We start from the raw sequence: 22,717 nt of genomic DNA on the forward strand, positions 1-22,717 counted from the left end.
ACTCGTAAAGAGGTTAACGATATTGCAAGAACCTTGTTCTTGCTTAGAGCAAGGCTACTAAGATATCACGCTGATATTTGATACAAGAACATTGTTCTGACTGGAAAATCGGATAACCTTTTTGCTAGGAAACGGCGCTGACAGAAAGGGATGCTTGTGGGCTTATTCATCAATACTCAAAAACTAACGGTAGCAAAAGAGGATCACTTAACTGAATTCTTCGCTGCTGCGTTAAGGTTTTCAGAACGTTTCAATCGAGCATTTGTTAGGTTGATATTTGGAGACCAAGATAGCAGGTTGATCAGCAAGGTCGAGACACAAGTTATCTATCCAGGATGCCGACCAGACATGCGTCTGATATTAAGTGATGGTTCAATTGTTCTTTGTGAAAATAAACTCGATGCTGCCGAAACGATCGGTAATGTTGAGAGTGGCAACCTCTTTCAATTGGAGCGATATCTGCAACTGCCAGTGGATCATGTGATTTATATTCGCTCTGAGTTACTTCCGCCTTCATACCAAGTTATGAGCCATCCTAAGTATCTATCGCCGATAGAAAAGCCTCATTATTTGTGGCGTGATATTTACCCTTTGTTATGCGAAGACTCCAATCCAATCGCCAAAGAATTACGAGGTGGTTTTAAGAGCATGGGATTTGTTCCTGCTCACCCAGTGATTGGTGATCTGACACGCAATGCTCCTAGAGCACAAAGAGAGAATTTCTCTAAATTTTGGATGCTGACAACAACTGCGGCCATTCAACAAGGTTGGAAAGTAGCAATTGGAGATGTAGTAGAACGATACTTTTACCATGAAACAGCAGAGCTTGCGCGGGAGGTGTTCGTAAGTCCAATAAACCCTACCCGATTTTTGATTCGTTACACACCGCAAAAATCTCAATGTGACGCTCTATTAAGCGCACTCGATACCGTTAAAAGTGAAGCCGAAGCAGTGGTAGTAGTAACGAAAAAAACGGTGTCACGAGCGAGTGGATTGGTCACTGTTATAGATGTTGAAACTCCAATGAACAATGTTCTCCCAGATCAACTAAAAACAGTGGAACAGATAGAGTCTAAGCTCAAAGCGTATGTATTGCCTTATCTGACGCTAGCTTTTAAGTAACACCTGTTTTGATTTTATGTGAATAACTATCTCGACAGTGAGATGATGTTTACTTGGAACAATGTTCTTATCGCAATCTTAAAATAGTAAAGATTGGGTATTTGATTAATCAATAAAAAACTGTGGAAGAACAATGTTCCGAATGATAAGTCAGAGAACCTTTCTTTTAATAAGAGAGGCTTTCAGAGAGTAGTGCTTGTGGAGTTAATAATTAATACTCAACAACTAGCCTTCTAAAAATATAATTAATTAAAAGTCCTGAAGAGTAGTTTTGCAATTAATAATAAAAAGGCCGAGATAAACTCGACCTTTTTATCCAACGCTTAACCGCCAGTTGGCGCGGAAGTGTAACCATCTATTAGTAGATAAAATAGTGATACATTTACTTGTGTTAAACTAATTTTTCTTTAAGCCACCAGTGAGGTGGAAGAAATTACTTTTACTTTTGAAGGTTAAGTAATATTAGTTTAAATATATCTTTAAGCCACTTTCTAGATAGAAGCTCTGCTTCCTGCTACGAGATTTAATATATTAGATTGTTTTTTCTTAATCAAGAGTTTTTTCAACTTGACTAAAAAGTTTTTTATGTATAATGAAAAACATTAAAAACTATATTGAATTAAAGTTTTTTAGTTGAGTGGTTTTAATTGGTATGTATGTTTCATTAACCTACTTGAACACCTAAGTTTGATACTGCGAGAACATTGTTCTCGCTAGGTTCCTAAAAGATGAAAGTTATTTAATTAAATTAGCGAATAAAAAGTCGTGAGTAGAGGGCGAGTGAAAGATTTAAAGCAATGAGCAGTGCCTCCTGACATTTTCAAAGTGCAGTAGACTCCGCTAGATCCCCATCCCTGAACGCTCTACCTCTTCATGCAGCTCTTTCCAGTCAGGACAATACTTAGCGACTAGTTTCCAAAAGTTTTTGCTATGGCTTTTTTCTACGGTATGACATAGCTCATGAAGGATTATGTAATCCATCACCTTATTGGAAAACTCCATGCAACGAGGGTGGAACTCCAGAACATTGTTCTCGGTACAGTTAGCCCAACGTGCATCAAACTTTTTTATGTGGAAAGTTGTGGCTTGCATGCCCGTTTCCTGTTGCCAGTAGCGTAAGCGAGAAGCAATTTTTTCTAAGGCTTTCTGTTTGTAGAAACGCTCCAACGCTGGTTTGAATCGCTCACGGCTGACGAAGTGGCCTTCGGGAGAAAGAACTTTAAAACGGCTTTGGTTAAACTTCACTTCTACCGTCGATAGCTCTGGCGCGGGGATCACTTCACAATAGAAAGAACGACCACGGTAAGGCGCTCGGCTACCTGTGACGATTTCTTCTTTTAACGGTTGATTGACTTCCGCTAAGCGCTCTTTGATCCACCTTGCTCTATACCGAATCAGCTCTCGTTGCTCTTCCTCAGAGGCACTTGGGCCTCTGAGAAGAACAGTCTTCCCTCTTTCTACAGTAATGTAGTGGTGACTGAGTTTTGAGTCGAGCTTAAACTCCCACTCGATTTCAGTTGTACCGTATTGAAAAATTGGCATGTGTTTCTTTCGTCTTTGGTGAAGCAAAGGATCAGTTGTTCAGCATAATACTGAAAATTTCAGCAGAGTGCTGACGTGCTACTGTCATATCCCAGCCGCCAAGACCACGTAAAATCGTTCTGATTGTTTTTTTGATCTCATTATGAATATCAGTCTGCTTTTTCCATATCGGTGACAACATGACTTCAGCGATATCAGGGTGGCTAAAGATGCCTTTAGTCCATGCCAGAGCTTCAGCTTCCTCTACCTGTTTTTCCAGATAGTTGAACACGGCTCGCTCTGTTGCTGTACCCAAGCCCATTTCAGATGGTTTCGCATCTTTATCACGTACACGCTGAGCAAAAAGCTCTAGCTGTTCTAGGAATAGAGCTTGTTCAATACGTCCTTCACGTTCATCTTGGATAAGCTTTTCTAGCTCTTCTTCCAAGTCGCCAAAGAAGGCAGGATCTTTACCTTTCCCCGTTTTAATGGTGTGCTTGAGTTTGTTCTTCATGACCAACGCTGCACTCCCTGCACTTTTCTGTTTGCGGAGTAGATCCATATCCGCAGCATCCAGAATTGAAACTTCACGGCCTAGCAAGCTCTTAACTTCACTCGCTTCTATATGCTCGTCGAGCATGTTTTTAAGCAGCTCAGATTCAGATGCGGTGATGCGAACCGTATCTGCACTCTCAGGCATTTTGTTGCGCAGTTGGAGTTTTATCTCATTCAGCACTTTGAAGTAAGGCTGATATTTAGATGCGCGTTCGTCGGGTAACACGATATCTAAGCGGCTATTGAATCCAGCGAGAGCAACGAGGAAGTCTTCAACAATATCTAGGCGAGTATCTGGGTCTAGGTAGAGATCGGCATCCTCTTTGTAAGGTTCAGGCTGTTTCACTGGGTTGTGCTTTTTCGGAAGAATGTCTAACACTTTTGTCAAAGCAGATTGAAGACGTGGTAACTCCGCTTCGACGTCCGTCCACACTTGGTCGGGTTGTACGTCACCACCATAAACTTTCAGTGCTTCATCTAGGTACTCAACCACACCGAAATAATCGACAATGTAACCTGCTTTCTTGCCTTTTCGAGTTCGGTTTACACGAGCAATAGCCTGAAGCAAAGTATGCTCTTTTAGCGGTTTATCCAAATATAAAGTGCTGACAATAGGCGCATCCCAGCCAGTTAACAGCATGTCAGAAACGATGATTAACCCAATGTTGTTAAACTTGATTTCTTCTTTGGTATTAGCGGATTCATCACCATAAGGTAGCTTAAATTCATCATTCACCAAGCTTGGGATCTTTTCAGACGGTACGGCTATCGGTGTTTGACCTTGTTTGAGTTCCCGTTTGATACGCTCTTCGATAGTTTCAAGTTTTGAGGTTGAGCCTGATGCATAGTGAGCTTGTTGTTCACTAATACCTGTACGCTTATCTGTCATACTACCGAGAGAGATAACCACTCGGCTTTCAAAGGTCGGCAGACCTTTGTTTTGACGCTCCTGCATGATCTGGTTCAGCACGTCTTTATAGCGAACGGCCATATCACGCCCGTCACATACCAGCATGGCTTTAAAGCCACGAGGCTTCACGCTTGATAGAAAGTGTTCGACGAGATGGCGAGCATTCTCCTCAATACGACCGATAGCACCACGACGTTTTTTGAGTAATTCTTGCTTTAGCTTTTTCTTACGGGCTAAAGGCTCATTACCAAATTCATCCTCAAAAGCTTGTTTTAGCTTTCCGTCGCTACCCCATTGCGCCATACCTTCAAGATATTTAATAGGCAGTGTCGCGCCATCTGCAACCGCCTCGTCGAGGCGGTAAGTATCGATGTACTCCTTACCGCCGAATGTACCCAAGGTTTCTTTATCGTCTTTAAAAAGCGGGGTGCCAGTAAAAGCTATGAACTTCGCATTAGGTAAAGATGCACGCATGAATGCAGCAAGGAATCCATATTGACTGCGGTGAGCTTCATCAACCATCACGAAGAAGTTTGGCTTGGTACTCAGAACACGAAAATCAACTTTCTCTTCGCTCACGAGTTCCCATTTGGCTTTTTTAGGGTTGCCATTAGCATCGGTTTGACCGTGAAGAACATTGTTCTCTTTTAATATCCAACACTGTTCTTGGCCCGAACCATCCTTTCTCAAAACGCGTCTGACACGACTTTTAGAGTCTGCAATGGAATCCTCATCTTCAGACTCTTTTGCGGCCTGTATCTGCTTACCATCGCTTTCTTGAAACTTTTGAACGGTCGAAGTGAAAATGGTGCCGTAGTCATTGCTGAGCATGGCTTCTAGCCCAGCGACGGAATCTGCTTTAATCGATTCAAGACCGACATTGGTAAAGGTATTATGGATCTGACGGTCAAGGTCAGTGCGGTCGGTAAGAATCAAAATACTTGGGTTATTGAAACCAGAAATTTCGGCTCGCATTAAACGGGCAAGTAGTGCCATTGTCAGTGATTTACCACTTCCTTGCGTATGCCAAACCACGCCGCCAAGTTCTTGGCCTAATAGCTGTGGGTCTTTACCCTGTAGACGAAGTAGCGTCTTCTCTACTGCACGCCACTGTTGGTAACGTGGCAGCTTCTTGATCATGACGCCTTTTTCTATCTCATACATAGGGTAAAAACAGACTAAACGCACAAAGCGGGAAGGCTCGAATAATGCCCACAGTAGCTTGTCTTGTTCTGTAGGTTTCTTTCCTAATCGATTTTCTAACTCGGTAAGAACAATGTTCTCATCAGGCTTTTTCGGATCAACTTTGTAAGTTAGATAGAACTGTTCTGGCGCATAGATAGCGCCATACTTGGCTTGGCTGCGATTAATGGCAGCACAGACCATATTAAAGGCAAAGTGTTGAGTAAAAGCGCCTTGGTAGCCATCAATTTGTGCAATGCCTTTGCTGAGTTTAATTGAGCTGTTTTTACACTCAATCAAGCCAAGGGGTAAGCCATTAATGAATAACAGTAAATCGGGTTTAAAAAGCTCATCGTTAGCATTTTTGCCGACGTACTGATCAACCACATGGAATAAGTTACCCTCGGCACCCGTTTGGTTAATGAAGCGGATGCTGCGAGGTTGACCATTTTTGTCTTTTTGTTGCAGGTTCGATTGAAACAGAACATGCTTCCAGAACGCATGGTTAGCCAGCATTAAGTCGCTGTTATGCTCAAACCATATGTCTCTAAGCTGTTTAATTGCTTTGCTTGCACCGTTTGGAACCTCTGCCAGCCAAGGGTTAAGGGCGTGTAGTCTGTCAGTTAACACCGACTCTAGAATAACAGGCTCAGTCTTGTGTGTTTGCTCTACATCTCGACCTTTAATGTGTTGATAACCAAGAGTTTTTAACCATTCAATCGCTGGGCGTTCTACCCCGACGAGTTCTGGATTCGATGATTCAGCCTGACCAGACATACCTTATTCCTTTATTTATTGTTATTCATTTTTTATTGTTCATTTAAATTACGTTTTTTGCTCTTTAGATGCCTTCGCTTGAAGGCATCATAGAGCGATCGCTAAGCGGCTTCAGTTTCCTCAACAGGAACTCGCCATTCGCCCGTAAGTAGCTTCTGCATCAAGCCTTTTTTAAGTTGCTGGGTTTCGGATTTTTGTTTTTTCAAAAGTTGAAGCTTTTTGTCTACCGTAGAGAGGATGCGCTCTATTTCGTTTTGCTCATCAATCGGGGCAAAGGGTAAGACAAAAGCACCTATTTTTTTAAGAGTTAACCTGGTGATTGCTTGTCCAGCCATCGCGGACTTCATCATTGATTGCCCTTTAGGAGATAGTAACAGTTGCAGTAAGTACCCATGATCAACGTCTTCCTCGCTTCCTCTGAGGTAAGCCACACTCGACAATAAACTGAAAGGTTCTTCAAGCGTGTTTATAGCGGCATTTCCTGTGTTAGCTCCATCTTTAGTAAGCAGAATATCCCCGTACTTGACTGGTGAACCTTTGTAAATTCGGTCATGTTCTTCTTGGCTAATATAAGAGATGTTAGTTAGGTCTAACTCTCCGAATCGAATATTTTTGGATGTTAGATACTTACATGGCCCTTCTTTGCTTTTGGGAGAGAAATGAGTTCCATCTTTAATAACGTCAAGTCGTTGTTCTAGAGTTTCTAATGCCCAAGAACTAGGAACCTTACCAAATGGAGAATCTTGAAAATCAGTATGCGGTTGCCAGTTACCATTCTCGTCCTGAACACCGACACCCTCTGAAAATAACTTTTGCATTAAGCCTGTTTTAAGCTTTTCGGTTTCTGTAATTTTCTGGTCGATAAGGTCGATTTTCTTATCAACTGTTGAAAGTATTTCCGCGATTTTTTGTTGTTCAGTTATACTCGGGTATAGGATTTGATAACCATCAATAAGCTGTTTACTTAAGTTTGGTTGCGCAGCACCTTGGCATTGCTTTATTAGTTCTTCTGAAGCAAATGTAAGTAACCAAAATAAGTAGTCATTTGATATTACATTGCTATTTTTTGAGCGTACGGAGAGGACTGCTTGGTTAGTAGTCGCTTCTATGTGTAAACGGCCAACTTTCCCCGCTGTAGCACCATACATTGCAACTAAGATAGCTCCTGGTTCGACTAATTTAGCGCTTGAGTTTCTTAGTCCTTCATCGGTGATTTTTTCCTCAGACGAGAAGATGTTAACTGAATTAATTTCTCCAGACTTAACCCATGGGATAGTCCCGTTATAATAACCAGCAACGGTTCTTTTTGGAGTACCTCCTGCGTATGAGGTAGCAATGTCACTAATTTTTGATTTTGACAATGGATTCATAGATTAGATAACCCCCAAGCTACTTAAGTGTTTGTGTAGGTTATCTTCAACAGTGCTTAGCTCATTTTCGATGTCGCGTAATTTACTCAAACATTGTTCGATGTTAACGCTTAGCTCCTCTTCTGATGTATCGATATAGCGACTGATATTGAGATTAAAGTCATTTTGCTTGATTTCAGCGATATCAACGACACGCAGGTACTTATCAATAGTGACAGCGTCAACTAGTTCCGAAAGTTTATCTTCCGTTTGCTCTCCTGCATCAACTAAAGTTTGTTTTGCTTTGTTGTACTCGGTCGTGATGCGCTTGATATCGCCTTCGCGAAGGAAGTTCATCGCTTTACCTTCGCCATACTCGGCGGAAGCATCAACGAAAATAACCTTGTTCTTCAGTGCAGCAGGTTTGTCTTTATTGATGATCAATACCGCAGCCGCAATGCCTGTGTTGAAGAAAAGTGCTGGCGGCAAACCAACGATACCTTCGATCAAGTCACCCTTAAATTCATCGTTGCCGATAAGCATACCTTTACGAATTTTACCCTCATCACCTTCACGGAAAAGTACACCGTGAGGGACAACGACACCGATGCGACCATCATCTTTTGTGGAGGCAATCATATGCTGAACAAACGCTAGATCCGCTTTAGTTCTCGGTGCAACACCAAGACCAAAACGACCATAAGGATCTTTAAGGTCAGTGCTGTATTTCACGTTTCTCTCTTTACCACTTTTTCCATCAATGATTTTACCGTCATTGAGTTCTAGTGGTTCCCACCACTTTGATTGAGAGAAAGGTGGGTTGGCAATCACACGGTCGAACGTTTGAAGGCCTTCGCCATCTTTATGTAATGGGTTTACGAGAGTATCGCCGCGCTTGATGTCACCATCTAAGTTGTGCAAGAACATGTTGAGTTTGGCAATTGCCCATGTTCCTAGGTTCTTCTCCTGACCGTAAAGTTTACAGTTAGGTTTACCCATGATGGTGCCATTCTCGTAGTTCTCTTTGATGTGACGAGCGGACTCAACCAACATGCCGCCACACCCACAGGTCAAATCGTAAATCTCGTGACCTGGCTGTGGGTCAATCAGCTTAACAATAAGTTCTACCACTTCGTGAGGGGTGTAGAACTCGCCACCTTTCTTGCCAGCATCATCAGCAAATTTACCAATCAAATACTCGTATGCATCACCAAGTAGGTCGGCTTTGTAGAGGTTTTTATTGCCCAGCTTGTGTTGGTTAAAGTGGCGGAGTAAGCGAGTCAGTAGCTCATTGCTGAGCTTCTCTTTATCACCGAACTGAATAGCCGTAAGCACTTTTTCTAGTGATGGGTTTTGGTGTTCTATTTCAGCAAAGGCTTCATCGATGTACTCACCAATATTTTCCGTTCTTTCGATCAGCTTGTTCCAACGTGCATACACAGGAACGAATTGCTCTGGGTTATCTTCCTGAATGAGTGCCATTGCGTCTTCAGCGTTGCAACCTTCTTCTTCCATCACGGCTTCTACACGCTCGTCAAATACGTCTGAAAGACGTTTTAAGAACAGGAGACCAAAGATATAGTTTTTGAAGTCTGAGCTATCTACGGTGCCACGCATGATGTTTGCGCTGCCCCAAAGCCATGTCTTTAGCTCTTCAAGGCTGATTTTTTCTACTGCGGTATTGGTTGTCATAAGAATCTCTTAAACGTTCACGGCTCGCTCGGAACCTTGGTTTGAGCGAAGAACAAAATTGTGGGCATTATAACGCAACAAGCGTTGATTGAGAGGCTTTAGATTCAGGAATTGAGCGCTGTAGTAAGATTATGATTTGATAGGGGATATTCCCTGCTACCTTCTGAGTGTCGTCGTAGCAGGGCTGTGTTGGCTGTTAAGCTGCGGACTTGGTAGTTTCGGATGGGGCTGAATTAAAGCAAGCATAATTACGAGCGTTTTTATGCAGCTCTACTTTTGCTTTCTTGCTACTGCTGCGGAATGTCCCAACTTCGAAGCCTAATGAGTTTAAGAGTCTTTTCAGGTATGACGTCGCCTTGTTTGGTTTCGCCTCCTGATGAAGAGGTTTGGTAATGTGTAAGCTATCTTTAAAAGCCCAGTTCAATAGCTTTCGGTTAACATAACAGGTTTTTACAATATGGCGAACCTCATCTTTATGAATCCAAAAGGCGTCACCATTGACAGAAAATCCATACTTTTTCAAAATTCGGTCATAGATGAGATGAGCGATACGATGGTGCTTAGTTTCGATTTCCACTTTGTCACTAGAGCGATTCACGAACGGGAATGAATCAAACACACTTCGATTGGCTAAGAACTTGAAGTGGAAGTGAACGTCATCTTCTGTAACCTTCTTCACTCCGTAATCCCGTTTGATCTGAAACTTAGTTAAAGAAGCGTTATCAGAAGACGTCCTTCTGTCTTTAGCCCGTAACCAGGAAGCTTGTTCTTGAGTTAAATCAGGTGAGGATACAATCGCTTGCACTTCTAACTCTTTGTACGCTTTGGCTGCCAGAGTAACACTCTTTTGAGCAAACAGTTGTGCTGTAAAAGAGGATGGGGCCGATGTAGTCATGAAACCGAGTTCTTCCAACGTTAAATGTAAATGCAAGGCTAAAGGAGCGAAGAAGCGCTTTTTAACGTTGTTGAATGCAATGTTTAACTTGTCGGTTGGTTGAACATGGACTGATGGTTTGTACGTCGTCTCTTTGGCATGTGGCGTAATGAAATCTTTGTATGCATCAACGGCAAACCAAATTTGTTTTGCTGTACGAAATCGACGTGCGAAATTAATCAGCTCTAACGGTGTCAGTGTCTTATCGCAGAAAACCACAACCTTGTTAGTAAAGTGCGTAGTAATTGAAAAGCCTGAACTTAAGCAAGGAGATGCCATGATTGCTTTATACTTCTTAATCTCTTCGTTTGGATTCTCCAAAAAGGCTTTTTGAGCAGGCATGTCTTTATTGTGAGCGTGGATAATTAATACACCGTCTTTTAGTGCTTCATCTTCACTATCTAGCTTATTAGAATCTTTATAGCCTAGTGATTGGGTAACCTGACGAAGTGTGACGAGAGAATCAAACAGGAACACTTTATCTTTCTTAGTAAGCCGCTCTTTAAGATAAACGTTAGAGAGGTACTGGTTTTTATCTGTGATCACCGCTTTGATTGAAGAATACGGGTTCTCAATGCAATCCAATAGTGTCACTTCGCTTCTTAACTCTTTGATGTAACTCAAGCTGATGTCTGAAAGATCAGCATCACCCACAATCAATTGTGGGACATTACGAATGACTTCTGACAAGCTTTCAAAAACGTTTTGCTTAGGTAACTGTTTACTTGGTTCAGAACATACGACAGTCGTCAGTACTTTTTCGAACTCATCAATGATAAGGATATCCGCCTGATTAAGCACAGAGCGAATATGAGATTTCCAAATGCTGTTTACAACAACCCCCATTGCATCCGCCTGTTCTAGCTCGCATAAATCCTGGTTGTAGCTGACTGCGAGATTGTCATTACAGTATTGTTCGACCAGTGCGGTCAAGTAAGACAAATAAACGATCTTCTTGTTTTTGCTTCGAGCCGCTTTCGCTAATGGACCAAATAGATGCTTGGTCTTCCCTGTGCCTGTTGCCGCTCTTACTGCAAGAGTTTTGCTGTCGTTGATAAGCTGTGAGCACAGCGGAGAGCGCAATGAATCAACGGTGATGGTCTTAGTTTGAAGAGTCGGAGACATGAACTTTCGCACTCTATTGCGATTCTGTTCGAGTTGCTCGTCAAGTGCTGATCTCAACAAGTCGATACTCTGAACGCCCTGTAAATCAGACAGAAAGGTGTTAACACATGCCTCGGTTGTGCTGTTTGTCAGAGGAACAGTACGAATCAATTGCTTGGAAAGCCACTGCGATGTCTCTTTGCACGGTGATAGAGAGTTGCAAAGGGTTAGATAAGTCACAGTGCTTCTAAAGTTCTCTAAGCTGTAGTAAATCCCTGTCGCGCTATCTAACATTGGAACACGACTTCCACAGTAGTTGCTTTTCATTAATCTAGCCGTTTGAGTCGGGAACAGCTTTGAATCGGCGACTAATGTAATCGTATAGCCAGCATCTAGATAATATCTGACGACATCCATCGCATTGCTTCTGTCGTTGCGTAGAGCAACGACTCGATGATCATTCGAGCGATGCTGAAGGAACGGGTCGAGCATAATGAAAACCGACTTAGCTTTTGAGGTTTGAAGTAGAGTGTGTTCTGTAGCTTGAGATTGCGCGATGACGTTCATTTATTCTAATTCCTGCTTGAACGTAAAAGTGCAAAATTTCTAGATAATATATATAACTAAAAAATTCTGCACTTTTACCAGCATGCTAAGGCATGCAGTAACCAATTGATTTATTTGTGCTTAGTGAGAGTTTTTAGTTATGCGGCTAGTGCATAGAGACTGTTGTCGAAAAGAGACTGTCTTTGCTCAACAAGATGAGAAACGGTTTGCTGTAGATCTTTGCCCAATGCCATGGCTGCGATAATTGCATCGACTTCATGAGATAAGAAACCAACAGAGTTTGCACCAAGTGGAATTGAAGGTGGGAATGTCCCATCGTTAATTTTGCGGTGGAGAGTCGCTCTTGAGAACGGTACGCGTTGTAGAACGTCAGATTTACGTACGATTTTGATTTGTTGTTCAGTCATAACTAACACCTTTGTTATTTTTTAATTTTTCGTTTGTGTTAAAGACCGCTGGCCAGCGACGGAATTGAAGTTATGACAAGTGATTGGTCAAAAACAGAGGGGGGTTCTTGACCAATCGTTATGTAACAATGTTGATTTTATTATCTGTTTGATTTTATTGGTTTTGTTGCTTCAAAGAAGTTAAAAAACACTGCTTCTGCCTCCAGATTATCGGAAAATGAAAGACTTGGAAGTTTGTCAATTACTTTGGATGAATAATACTTTTCGAGTTCAGTTCTGTAGTATTTAAACTCGTAGTAATCTTGCTTTGGGCGAGCTTCATTAACTTTCATTAACCACTTAGGTGTGTTTTTCTTCTTAATATCCAAGTGTTTACGGTAATCGATAAGGTCTTGTAGTGCGCTTGGTGTATCTATATTTGGGGCATCTAAATCACGATCATGGCTGTGAGTAATCACCTCATCAATGGCTGATACCATGTCAAGAAAAAATTCTTTATAAGTAGGCAAATAACTAACTTCAAGATCAAATACGCGTGTGTAGTAATGGAGTACTTCTCTTCGTGTCTTGTTTCTTGCGCAATATTCTGTCAGCTTTGTTTGTTTTTCAGTCAGTTGAATAAAAGAGTAGTACTTTTTCTTGATTTGGCTCTTTGAGATCTTTGTCACGTTTTCGATTTTTTCATAAATTTTCTCCAACGATTTTTCAGGAAAAATTTCTTTTCCTAGCAAGATCATTTGATAAATATCCTCATCATCGAATCGTTTAGGTTTTTTGCTCCTTGTTAATCCTATCTGATCTGAGTAATCCCTCAGTATTCGGCTGATCTCGTCAGCGTCATCTTTGCATAAAATATCTAGTGCAGTGATAAAGGTATCCTCAACCAAACACTCTAATTCTGAGAAGGCTTTTACATCAGGGGCCGAGTCTTTTAGGGAGAAGCCTAAGTACAAAAGGAATAGGGCCGTGTTTTCTGGCGTCTTTGTCCTGTCTTTCAGAATACGTTCTCTATGTTTATGCAAGAATTTGTAAAGAGCAGAACTTTGATAGGTAAGGTTTTGGTTTGGTTCCATAGCTTAACCTCGTGGTTTTGCAATGGTATTGGCGTTTTTAGAAGCATCAAATATGAAGTCGCTCCACCATTCCATTATCTTGCGGCGTTCTTCCAGATATTCAGCATTGTTGTAGATATCACGGATTGTGTTCTTGTCTACGTGTGCCAGACACAGCTCAATAGCATCTTTGTTAAAGCCCTGTTCGTTGAGCGCTGTACTGCCGATTGAGCGTATACCATGGCTCACCAGCTTTCCCGCCATACCTGCACGTTTCATTGCGGCGTTGATACTTTGACTGTTCATGTGTTTGTCTGCTGCGCTAGCGCTTGGAAAAACATATCGTTGACCGAATGATATAGGCTTCATGAAGTTCAATAGCTGTAATGCAGCGTCTGAAAGAGGGATCTTGTGGTCGCGTTTCATTTTCATTTTATCTCGACTAATGATCCAAAGCTTGTTTTCGAAATCTATCTCATTCCATTCGGCTCTAGCGCACTCATTTGGGCGAGTTAGCGTGTGAAGCTGAAACTCAAAGGCGCACCTAGTGGTAAGCTTGATATTTGCCAATGACATTTTTTGCATAAGAATATGTAGCTCATCAGGCTTTATCGTAAGCATGTGTTCACCTTTTGGCTTTTTGAAAGCTTTCCAGATGTTTTCGAACCGATTGAATTCAACTTTGCCGCTGTGTTGTGCATACGTCATAACTTCATTTAAGCGCTGACAGACGCGTCTTACTGTTTCTAAAGCTCCTTTCGCTTCAATAGGTCGTAATGTTTGAATCACTGTTTGAGTAAGTAATTCGTTAACAGGCATATTTCCTAAATTCGGAAACACATGCAGTTCAAGAGATCGCCAAATATCATCTGCATAATCATCTGAAACATCGTGTTTCTTCACTTCAAACCACTCTTCAGCGACAGCTCGTAACGTGTGAGATTGTGCTATCTGAGCAGTAAAACGTTGGTTATCTCTGTGAGTTTTAGGATCGATACCTTCCGCGACTAATTGTCGCATCTCTCTTGTTTTTTCTCTCGCGGAAGCGAGAGTGATATCAGGAAATGCGCCGAGGCTGATGTTCTTGCGTTTTTTAGTTACTGGATGGATGTAGTTGAAAATCCAAAGTTTTGCGCCATTGGGCTTTACACGTAAGTACAGACCATTGCCATCGGCAAGCGAATATTCTTTCTCTAAGGGCTTAGCTTTGGTTACTTGAGTTGATGATAAAGGCTTGATTTGCTTAGCCATTTTAATAGTTCCTTTCTGATGTAACACCAATTTGTGTTGTTATTGGTTAGTGTTACGAAGAATGTTACTAAATGACTGAGATTAAGTGAATCTCGATGAGACGCCCTGAACCACTTAAAGCTAGATAGGACAAGGGCTTAGAAAAGAAAACGGGACGTCCTGAGACGTCCCGTTACTAGTGATTGGTGGAGCTGGCGGGAGTTGAACCCGCGTCCGAAAACCGTTCATCATTGGTACTACATGCTTAGTCGATCTTTAATTTCGCCATCCACCTGCGAACCGACACGCTAATGAATGACTAGCCTGAATTAAAATTCGCCGTTCATCTCTCAGGCGGGAGAATCCGGGCTAGCGCGTTTGGGTTTGATCCCTCGTTATTCCCCGTCTTACGTGCGGAAGCTAGGGCGAGAGAGCTCTTAGCAGGTTATTAAGCTGCTAGTGCGTAGTTTTCGTCGTTTGCGACTATTTTTTTGCGGTTTGTTAACGAGGCCTACCGCACCTCGGCATGCACCTCAGACTTCTGAATTCCCGTCGAATCCTAAATCAGCCCCAGGTAATATTCGCATAGTAACAGAAAAGCATTGGCTGTCCAGTACTATGCGTTTAAGTGGTCAAGATTAACGCAGCGCGCTCTTCATTACGCGCGCTTTTTCTCTTGCCCAGTCTTTTTCTTTTAGATCCGTACGTTTATCGTGCAGCTTTTTACCTTTTGCTACGCCAATTTTTAGTTTCACCCAAGAGCGAGACCAGTACAGTGAGAGGGCCGTTAATGTCATACCTTCACGGTTTACACGTCCGAATAGGTTATCTAGCTCACGACGACTCATTAGTAGTTTACGCACACGTGTAGGGTTCGCCACAACGTGTGTCGATGCCTGATTTAAAGGAGTGATTGTCATGCCACTCACAAAGGCTTCACCGTCACGCATAAATACGTAACTTTCAGAAATATTGGCTTTACCTTGGCGAAGGGCTTTCACTTCCCAACCTTGGAGCTCCAAGCCAGCTTCGATTTCATCATCGATGAAATACTCGTGGCGAGCTTTTTTATTCAGCGCGATAGTATTGCTACCCGCTTTTTGTTTCGTTTTTTTCTTTGCCATAATAGCGTCATTATACGGGTTGGATATCGGATAGGAAATCCTTTTATTTGCGCAATCGTGGAATAAAAGTAAAATTGGCGAGTAGCTTTAAATCTGTACATGTATCGATAGGAGTATGTATGAAGCAAGTCAGCCGTTCTGCGCTTGTGTCTTTTAGCGCCGAACAGATGTTCAATCTGGTTAATGATGTTGCTAAATACCCTGAATTTCTGCCTGGTTGCTCGGGCTCTAGAATCATTGAGTCTTCGGGGAATGGTATGGTGGCTTCTGTCGATGTGGCGAAGGCTGGAATCAGCAAAACGTTTACGACTTCAAATGAGTTGATCCCCGGTCAGGCAATTATGATGAACTTGGTGGATGGCCCGTTTAAGACGTTGCGTGGTGGTTGGATTTTTACCGCGCTAGATGAGCAAGCTTGCAAGGTTGAACTAAAGCTTGAGTTTGAATTCTCAAGTAAAATGATTGAGATGGCCTTCGGTAAGATTTTTAACGAGCTTACTAGTAATATGGTAAATGCATTTACTAAACGCGCAAAACAGGTCTACGAGTGTTATGAGTATTGAGTCAGATATGATTCACGTTGAGGTTGTCTATGCTCTTCCTCATGAACAGCGTGTATTTAACTTAGTGGTAAATAATCACGCAACGGTAGAAGAGATCATTCGACAATCCGGTGTATTGGAGTTGTACCCTGAAATTGATTTGTCCAAGAACAAAGTGGGTGTGTTTAGTCGTAACGTGAAGTTGGATGTGACCGTTCGAGATCGAGACCGAATAGAGATTTATCGTCCGTTACTCGCCGATCCGAAAGAGATTCGCCGTAAACGGGCGGAGCAGGCTAAAGCCGAGGGAAGTGCAGACCCAGTCACCGGTGGCAAGCCTAGTTCTGTACGTAAAAATAAGCAGGATTAATATAAACCCAATAGCTCATGTGAGTTACTCAAAGTTTGACTAACGTGATTTCTATATAATAAAAAACCTCCCAAACGGGAGGTTTTTTGCAAAAGTCAGTTTACTGAATTTGCTCGTAAAATGCGTCACTTTTTGGAAAGTCACCACTGATGTCTGCGAGTGTGCCTTGGTCATTAAAGTTTACAATCAGATCTTTCTGTACTGGTTCGCCATGGCCAGGAGTATGATGATAGATGTAATACCAAGTGTTTGGATAGCCGTTTTCAATAAGCATTGGCGACCCTAATACGAAGCGAACCTGTGCTTTAGTCATCCCAAACTTTAATTTATCAACCGCACTTTGTTCTACATAGTTGCCTTGGTTGATATCAATACGATAAACCAGTTTTTCCAATACCGAACATCCTGTCAGCAATGTCATTGCTAATGGTACGGCAACTAACCACTTCTTTAATTGCATAATAATTTCTTAGTAACCTTTAAAATACTGCGCTGATAATAAACAAGCTCGACGCAGATGTAAAAAGCTATGCGTCGTATGGTAGACAATCTGACAACGAATTTTGAGTTGAGTTGCATTTATTCACCGATATTAGGCGGTAAATGTCACCACATGACGTATTAGTTAGGTGACGAAGAGCACATTTCAATCGGAGGTAGGGTGATGGACGCTTTCAGCGGTGAGCCAAGCCTAGTGACTCGTTAGTCGGTTTTGGCGAATTCGCGTAATGCATCACCTGAAAAACGATAATACTCTTTTTCATGAATTAGTGTTGCACCAATTGAGCGGTAAAACTGACCTGCGGTAGGGTTACTACTTTCAGCTGTCCAGTCCAACCTTTGGCATCCACACTTGATCGCCAAAGATGCCAGATACTTCATTAACTTGAGACCAACCCCTTTTCCTCGAACCTTCGAAGATACGAACAGATCTTTTAAGTACATCTGCCCTGAGAGTTTTGGGGCAGGGAACATGACGGTATAAGATGCAAAGCCTACGACGTCATCATTATCGTAAACCGCAATGATATTAACACCAGAATGTTCAGAGAAGACTTGGCTCTTTAGATAATGGACCAGATCGTGTTTTGATGAAGCTTTTTCTTTGAAGTAGTAATGTTCTAACTCAATAAAAATAGGGATGAGATCTAAGCAGTTGGTTTTGTGTATTGCTCTGATATCCATATCTCATCCCTTGTCGATCTATTAAGCGGCGATAAGCAGTTCTTTTGCGTTTGCCAACGTTGAGTCGGTTATTTGACTACCACCAAGTAAGCGAGCTAATTCTGCCACACGTTGTTGTTCATCTAATGCGTGCATTTGGGTTTCGGTTTGGCCTGCTTTGGTTTGCTTAGCAACAAACATTTGTTGATGGCCGCATCCGGCAACTTGAGGGAGGTGAGTGACACACAATACTTGAGTAGATTCGCCAAGCTTGCGTAGCATTTTGCCCACTACGGCAGCTGTTGGGCCACTAATACCTACATCCACTTCATCGAAGATTAAACTTGGTGTATCTACTTTCTGAGCGGTGATCACTTGGATCGCTAGAGAGATACGTGATAGCTCACCGCCTGACGCAACTTTTGCTATAGGTTGCAATGGTTGTCCCGGGTTGGTCGATACTAAGAAGCACACGCTGTCCATGCCAAGCGGCGATGGGTGCGTGTTGTCATTGCTAACTTCGATACTGAATACTGCTTTCTCCATGCTCAATTCGTGCATGCTTTGTGTGATCAGTTTGTTCAGTTCTTTTGCGTAACGGCTGCGTGATTTGTGCAGTTTTTCTGCTTGTGTTAGAAAGCTTTGGTACTTGTGTTCTACTTCTTGAGCAAGCTCATCTAAACGTTCATCGGAGCAATCTAACGCTTCTACTTGGGCCAGAAGATCTTGATGATGTTGGTATAGTTCTTCTGGCATTACGTGGTGTTTACGAGCTACAGACATCACTTTAGAAAAACGTTCTTCTACATAAGCCATACGAGCAGGATCAACATCGATGCCATCTAAGTAGCTGCGTAATTCATTCTTCGTTTCTTCAAGTTGAATCATCGCTTCTGACAGCATGTTAGGTAGCTCAGATAGCTTTTCATCTAATTCGGCTAATTGAATTAGGGAGTGATTGGCCGATTGCAAAATACCAAGCGCATTGACTTCTTCACCTTCGTAAATAAGTTCGATGGCTTGCTGACAGGTAGTGGCGAGTTCACCACTGTTGGATAGTCGTTTGTGCTCTTGCTCGAGCTCTGCAAATTCTTCTTCACCTAGCGATAACTCATTCAGTTCTTTGATTTGGTATTCAAGCAACTGTTTTTGCGCCTGGTTTTGCTGGCTATTTTCTTTTAGCTGCTTGAGGTTATTATCCGCCTGACGCCAATGCTGGTAAGCACTTCGTGTGCTTTTTAGTAGGTTTAAATGCCCAGCATATTGGTCGAGCATGGCCATTTGGTGCTCACTTTTCATCAATTGATGATGAGCGTGCTGCCCATGGATATTGATAAGTAGCTGCCCTAGAGATTTGAGTTGTGATAGTGGAACAGGGCTGCCATTAATGAAGGCTCTTGAGCGGCCTTCTTTTGTGATAATACGACGCAAAATACACTCACTGCCATCTAGCAGATCGTTATCTTCTAACCAACGTGTTGCATGTAAGTTGTTGTCCAATAAAAAAGCGGCGCTAACTTCGGTTTTCTCTTCACCTTGTCGCACCATGCCGGCATCGGCTCGTCCGCCTAAGCAGAGCCCTAAAGCATCGATAGCAATGGATTTACCCGCGCCTGTTTCACCTGTAATGGTGGTCATGCCCTTAGAAAGCTCGAGTTGTAAAGACTTAACAATCGCAAAATTATTAACACTTAGATGAGCCAGCATTTTATTTACCTGTATAACTGAACAATACTGTATAAGAGAACAGTATATACTGTTTCTTTATACAGTAAAGTCAGGTAAGGAAAATTTTCTTTGTAGGCTGTTTTTTGTGATGAAGTGGGAAAAATGAGCCGATGTGATTACAACGACTCATTAAAATTGAACAGGTTACGGACGAGTTGGGTTAATCGTTAGTGGTTCTAGTGTGACGACTGCATTCACACCTGCACCAGGGTGATCCACGTATGAAGTGTCTTGCATTAGAGTGTAGTAAACGTCGACGAAGTCATCATCATTCGTGAGTACACCATCGGGGATAGTGTCGATGATCTTGTTCGTGATTTGCGGAATAATCGCGTAAGCCTGAACTTCTGGATCTGGAATCGCTTTCAATACTTCTTCGGCAACTTGAACAAGGAGTTTTGCCAATTGTTTATAGTCTGTGCCGTCATCTTGCTCCATGAGCACAATGTCTGCCGCACCCCAGCGGTAACGAGACCAGTGAATAATGATCTGATTTGGATAGTAATCTTGGTTATCGTAGTCTAAGTATGGAAGCTCCACCAAATCGAGAGTAGGTTCATCACGACTTGGATTGACGCCCGTTACGATAGCGTAGATTTCTGCCTTGCCAGAGATCCAAGGTTCTTTGTCATCGGCTAGACGGATCTTTTTCAACTGCGTGGTTTGAATTGGAGCCGCTTCGCCCACTGCGCTACTTGACAATAGCGGTGTATTTTGGCGTTGTTCATCAGCAATATATGGTTGAACTAAAGCTGGTTGACCGAGTTTTTTCATCTCAGCTTGCATAGCTTGCAAGCCTGCTTTTAACTCTGCAGAGCTATTGTTATCAACGACAAGTACAGGTACCTCAGGGAGCTGGTAAACATCGAGTTGATGGATGTTGCCATAAACATCAAATGCTTCGATGTATTGCCAATTCTCATCATCACCACTTGGTTCAAATGCAAATAATGGCTCGACCTCGCCACTTTGCCATGCTGTTATCATGGCTTCATTTGCCAAGCGAACTTCTAACAACTGATCTGAGTATTCAGAAATACCTTTCCAGCTACGAATTTGAGTGTCAGCTTGTACAAGCTGGCGGCTGAACTCTGAGTTAGGGTTTTGCTTAACAAATGCTGATACAGACACGTTAGTCTGTTGCGGAGTAATATCTCTTCTCAACATGGGTTCAATGGCAGCATAGTTCTCACTCAATTGTTGAGCTAGGGCACGCTTCGTCTTAGTGATATCTTCCGCTTTTGCGTTGGATACACTGTTGACTTGCGTTTCCTCTGATTGGCAGCCAATAAGTGCTAATGTACTGAGAACAGACAGAATGATGGTTTTCTTCATAATATGTCCTTTATTGATTGTATGAAATAGAGTTAATACTCTATTCATGGTGAGAATATCACCGGACATAGATCATTGAATTTGCTTTTCTATCTTTTGTGTAAAGTTTGCCCACAGGATCAAAATTTATAAGCTTCTCTTTAATGATGACAAATATCGTGTCGCCTCACTACTTTGTGTCTATTTCTTGTCTAAGAAAGCCAAAAGCCAGTAGCAATTGAGCTGCTGGCTTTTTTATTGAAGTTATTACCCTGAGTAACAAGTGTTAGAACAATTTACTAGACCAGCCAAGCTTATTCCGTAAGACGTGATAGTAGCTGTAGTCTTTTGGATGGATGAGCTTTAGTACATTTGGACTTTGATAGATGTGAATTTCGTCGCCAGGGGTAACTGGAAGTGAGACTTGTCCATCACAGCTAACTTCTTGTGTTCCACGGTTTTCTGGTGATACCACCAATTTAATTCGACGTTTTCCATCAACCACCAAAGGTCGACTCGACAATGTATGAGGGAACATTGGCACGAGTGAAATGGCATTCAAGCTAGGAGAAAGAATTGGGCCGCCGCCAGAAAGTGAATATGCCGTCGAGCCAGTCGGAGTGGAGACAATCAAACCGTCGGCCCGTAAAGAGAAGGCGAAGCTTTCATCTATGTACACTTCAAATTCAATCATATGGGCAATTTGCCCTGGGTGAAGTACGGCTTCGTTTAGCGCAGCGTTATGGCTCTTTATTTGTCCGTGGCGGTGTACTTCCGCCTCTAAAAGAAAACGTTCCTCTTCAATATACTCACCGTCGAGTACCGCTTGCAGAGACGCTTGGAAGTCGTCTGGGTTCAAGTCAGTTAAGAAGCCCAAATTTCCACGGTTCACGCCTATAACTGGCACATCAAATCGGGATAAAATTCTTGCCGCACCTAACATGTTGCCATCGCCACCAACCACAATGGCTAGATCGGCATTTTTTCCTAGTTCAACTAAGCTAGCAAACTGACTCTGTGGGATATCATCCAGTATTGCGGCAAGGCGATCGTCAATGAATACTTTATAGCCCTCAGAAGTCAACCATTGGTACAACTCTTTATGAGTTTGAATTGCTTGTTGATCTCTTGGTTTTCCGATAATCGCGATCACGTTACATGGATTTTTCATAGCATTTCCGCATTAAAGAGGCTTGAATCAGGAATCTTCATCCCCATAATAATGGCAAGTCACCTAAATATGCGAATTTTTATGTGGTTAAAGCCCGCAAAAACGCGCATGGCTTTAAGGGCATTATGTTGAATTCTGGAGATATCATGAGCAACGAAGAAAACAAAGTTACAGAAGAAGAGCTTGATCAAATCATCGAAGAGGCTGAAAAAGTAGAAGCTGAAGCACAAGAAGTTGAAGCTGAGCTTGAAGAGCTTGGTGATGAGACAGACGCTAAGATTGCTCAACTAGAAGCGGCACTATTGTCTAGCGAGGCAAAAGTAAAAGAGCAACAAGATGCGGTGTTGCGTTCTAAAGCTGAAGTAGAAAACATGCGTCGTCGCACTGAGCAAGAGATCGATAAAGCACGTAAGTTTGCGTTGAACAAGTTTGCAGAAGAGCTGCTTCCTGTTATTGATAACCTAGAGCGTGCAATTCAAGCGGCAGATACAGAGAATGAAACTGTGAAGCCGTTCCTAGAAGGCGTTGAACTAACACATAAAACGTTTGTAGACGTTGTCGCGAAATTTGGCTTGAAAGCAATCAACCCTGAAGGTGAAGCATTCAATCCAGAGTTCCATCAAGCGATGTCGATTCAGGAGAGCCCTGATCATGAATCAAACACTGTTATGTTTGTTATGCAAAAAGGTTACGAACTAAACGGTCGTGTGATTCGTCCGGCAATGGTAATGGTTGCTAAGTAACTTTAACTCCCTGTTTTTTTTAATATAAAAGCGCCCATCATTTTTGATGGGCGCTTTTTTGTTTTAAACATAAATGACTGCATCGAACTTCGTTGTATATCGATAAATGAAAATTTGATCCCCTTCATATTTTTTCCTATTGGTTAATTATTTTCCTAT

Annotated in this window: 18 protein-coding genes and 1 other RNA gene; 4 read left to right on the forward strand and 15 right to left on the reverse strand. The window is 42.2% G+C overall.

The genetic code is table 11. The features are described 5' to 3' along the window. Window positions 1-150: 150 nt before the first annotated feature. Window positions 151-1,122: a hypothetical protein gene (locus R7E42_RS16340; protein WP_256955759.1), complete on the forward strand. Its 972-nt coding sequence runs from the start codon at window positions 151-153 to the stop codon at window positions 1,120-1,122. An 840-nt stretch (window positions 1,123-1,962) separates the two neighbouring features. On the opposite strand, the gene R7E42_RS16345 is transcribed toward R7E42_RS16340, so the two are convergent. From R7E42_RS16345 to smpB, 10 genes are all read right to left on the reverse strand, one after another. Continuing rightward, window positions 1,963-2,664 (reverse strand): M48 family metallopeptidase, encoded by a 702-nt coding sequence (locus tag R7E42_RS16345; RefSeq protein WP_256955758.1) that lies wholly within the window; start codon window positions 2,662-2,664, stop codon window positions 1,963-1,965. A 31-nt stretch (window positions 2,665-2,695) separates the two neighbouring features. Further along, window positions 2,696-6,067 (reverse strand): type I restriction endonuclease subunit R, encoded by a 3,372-nt coding sequence (locus R7E42_RS16350; protein WP_318072822.1) that lies wholly within the window; start codon window positions 6,065-6,067, stop codon window positions 2,696-2,698. Window positions 6,068-6,168: 101 nt separating this feature from the next. Beyond that, a complete protein-coding gene (locus R7E42_RS16355) occupies window positions 6,169-7,437 on the reverse strand; it encodes a restriction endonuclease subunit S (protein WP_318072823.1) in 1,269 nt (422 codons plus the stop codon). 3 nt (window positions 7,438-7,440) lie between these two features. Further along, the gene (locus R7E42_RS16360) at window positions 7,441-9,108 is read right to left on the reverse strand and encodes a class I SAM-dependent DNA methyltransferase (RefSeq protein WP_318072824.1); all 1,668 of its coding nucleotides are present in this window, start codon (window positions 9,106-9,108) and stop codon (window positions 7,441-7,443) included. 196 nt (window positions 9,109-9,304) lie between these two features. Then, window positions 9,305-11,713, reverse strand: coding sequence for a hypothetical protein (locus R7E42_RS16365; protein WP_318072825.1), 2,409 nt, complete (start codon window positions 11,711-11,713; stop codon window positions 9,305-9,307). A 137-nt stretch (window positions 11,714-11,850) separates the two neighbouring features. Beyond that, window positions 11,851-12,120 (reverse strand): helix-turn-helix transcriptional regulator, encoded by a 270-nt coding sequence (locus R7E42_RS16370; RefSeq protein ID WP_020431431.1) that lies wholly within the window; start codon window positions 12,118-12,120, stop codon window positions 11,851-11,853. A gap of 140 nt (window positions 12,121-12,260) precedes the next feature. Beyond that, entirely contained in the window at window positions 12,261-13,193 is a 933-nt protein-coding gene (locus tag R7E42_RS16375) for a hypothetical protein (protein ID WP_318072826.1), read from the reverse strand. Window positions 13,194-13,196: 3 nt separating this feature from the next. Beyond that, complete coding sequence (locus R7E42_RS16380; protein WP_318072827.1) at window positions 13,197-14,423, reverse strand: integrase domain-containing protein; 1,227 nt, start codon at window positions 14,421-14,423, stop codon at window positions 13,197-13,199. 183 nt (window positions 14,424-14,606) lie between these two features. Continuing rightward, window positions 14,607-14,974: a transfer-messenger RNA gene (gene ssrA, locus R7E42_RS16385) on the reverse strand. A gap of 66 nt (window positions 14,975-15,040) precedes the next feature. Next, window positions 15,041-15,526: an SsrA-binding protein SmpB gene (smpB, locus tag R7E42_RS16390; RefSeq protein ID WP_005381642.1), complete on the reverse strand. Its 486-nt coding sequence runs from the start codon at window positions 15,524-15,526 to the stop codon at window positions 15,041-15,043. A gap of 119 nt (window positions 15,527-15,645) precedes the next feature. Here smpB and R7E42_RS16395 point away from each other — a divergent pair, with 119 nt between their 5' ends. Together R7E42_RS16395 and R7E42_RS16400 are read left to right on the forward strand one after the other, a co-directional pair. After that, complete coding sequence (locus R7E42_RS16395) at window positions 15,646-16,089, forward strand: SRPBCC family protein (protein WP_005381641.1); 444 nt, start codon at window positions 15,646-15,648, stop codon at window positions 16,087-16,089. Further along, the gene (locus tag R7E42_RS16400; protein WP_005383746.1) at window positions 16,079-16,438 is read left to right on the forward strand and encodes an RnfH family protein; all 360 of its coding nucleotides are present in this window, start codon (window positions 16,079-16,081) and stop codon (window positions 16,436-16,438) included. The genes R7E42_RS16395 and R7E42_RS16400 overlap by 11 nt, the downstream gene beginning before the upstream one ends. A 100-nt stretch (window positions 16,439-16,538) precedes the next feature. Here the strand turns inward: R7E42_RS16400 and bamE are convergent, their stop codons facing one another. The 5 genes from bamE to nadK all read right to left on the reverse strand — a co-directional run bounded on the left by bamE (window position 16,539) and on the right by nadK (window position 21,815). Next, window positions 16,539-16,898, reverse strand: coding sequence for an outer membrane protein assembly factor BamE (bamE, locus tag R7E42_RS16405; protein WP_005383748.1), 360 nt, complete (start codon window positions 16,896-16,898; stop codon window positions 16,539-16,541). A 242-nt stretch (window positions 16,899-17,140) separates the two neighbouring features. After that, window positions 17,141-17,623, reverse strand: a complete 483-nt coding sequence (locus tag R7E42_RS16410) for a GNAT family N-acetyltransferase (RefSeq protein WP_005381636.1) — start codon at window positions 17,621-17,623, stop codon at window positions 17,141-17,143. A gap of 21 nt (window positions 17,624-17,644) precedes the next feature. Next, window positions 17,645-19,309 (reverse strand): DNA repair protein RecN, encoded by a 1,665-nt coding sequence (recN, locus tag R7E42_RS16415; protein WP_005383750.1) that lies wholly within the window; start codon window positions 19,307-19,309, stop codon window positions 17,645-17,647. A gap of 165 nt (window positions 19,310-19,474) precedes the next feature. Further along, window positions 19,475-20,665, reverse strand: coding sequence for a DUF3103 domain-containing protein (locus R7E42_RS16420; protein WP_005383752.1), 1,191 nt, complete (start codon window positions 20,663-20,665; stop codon window positions 19,475-19,477). A gap of 265 nt (window positions 20,666-20,930) precedes the next feature. Next, entirely contained in the window at window positions 20,931-21,815 is an 885-nt protein-coding gene (gene nadK, locus R7E42_RS16425) for an NAD(+) kinase (protein WP_005381631.1), read from the reverse strand. Between the two features lie 146 nt (window positions 21,816-21,961). On the opposite strand from nadK, the gene grpE reads away from it, so the two are divergent. Further along, on the forward strand, window positions 21,962-22,558 hold the full coding sequence (grpE, locus tag R7E42_RS16430) for a nucleotide exchange factor GrpE (RefSeq protein ID WP_021034134.1): 597 nt from the start codon (window positions 21,962-21,964) through the stop codon (window positions 22,556-22,558). Window positions 22,559-22,717 lie beyond the last annotated feature (159 nt).

Origin of the sequence: Vibrio sp. Vb1337 (assembly GCF_033338715.1) — a bacterium.
Lineage (GTDB): Bacteria > Pseudomonadota > Gammaproteobacteria > Enterobacterales > Vibrionaceae > Vibrio > Vibrio alginolyticus.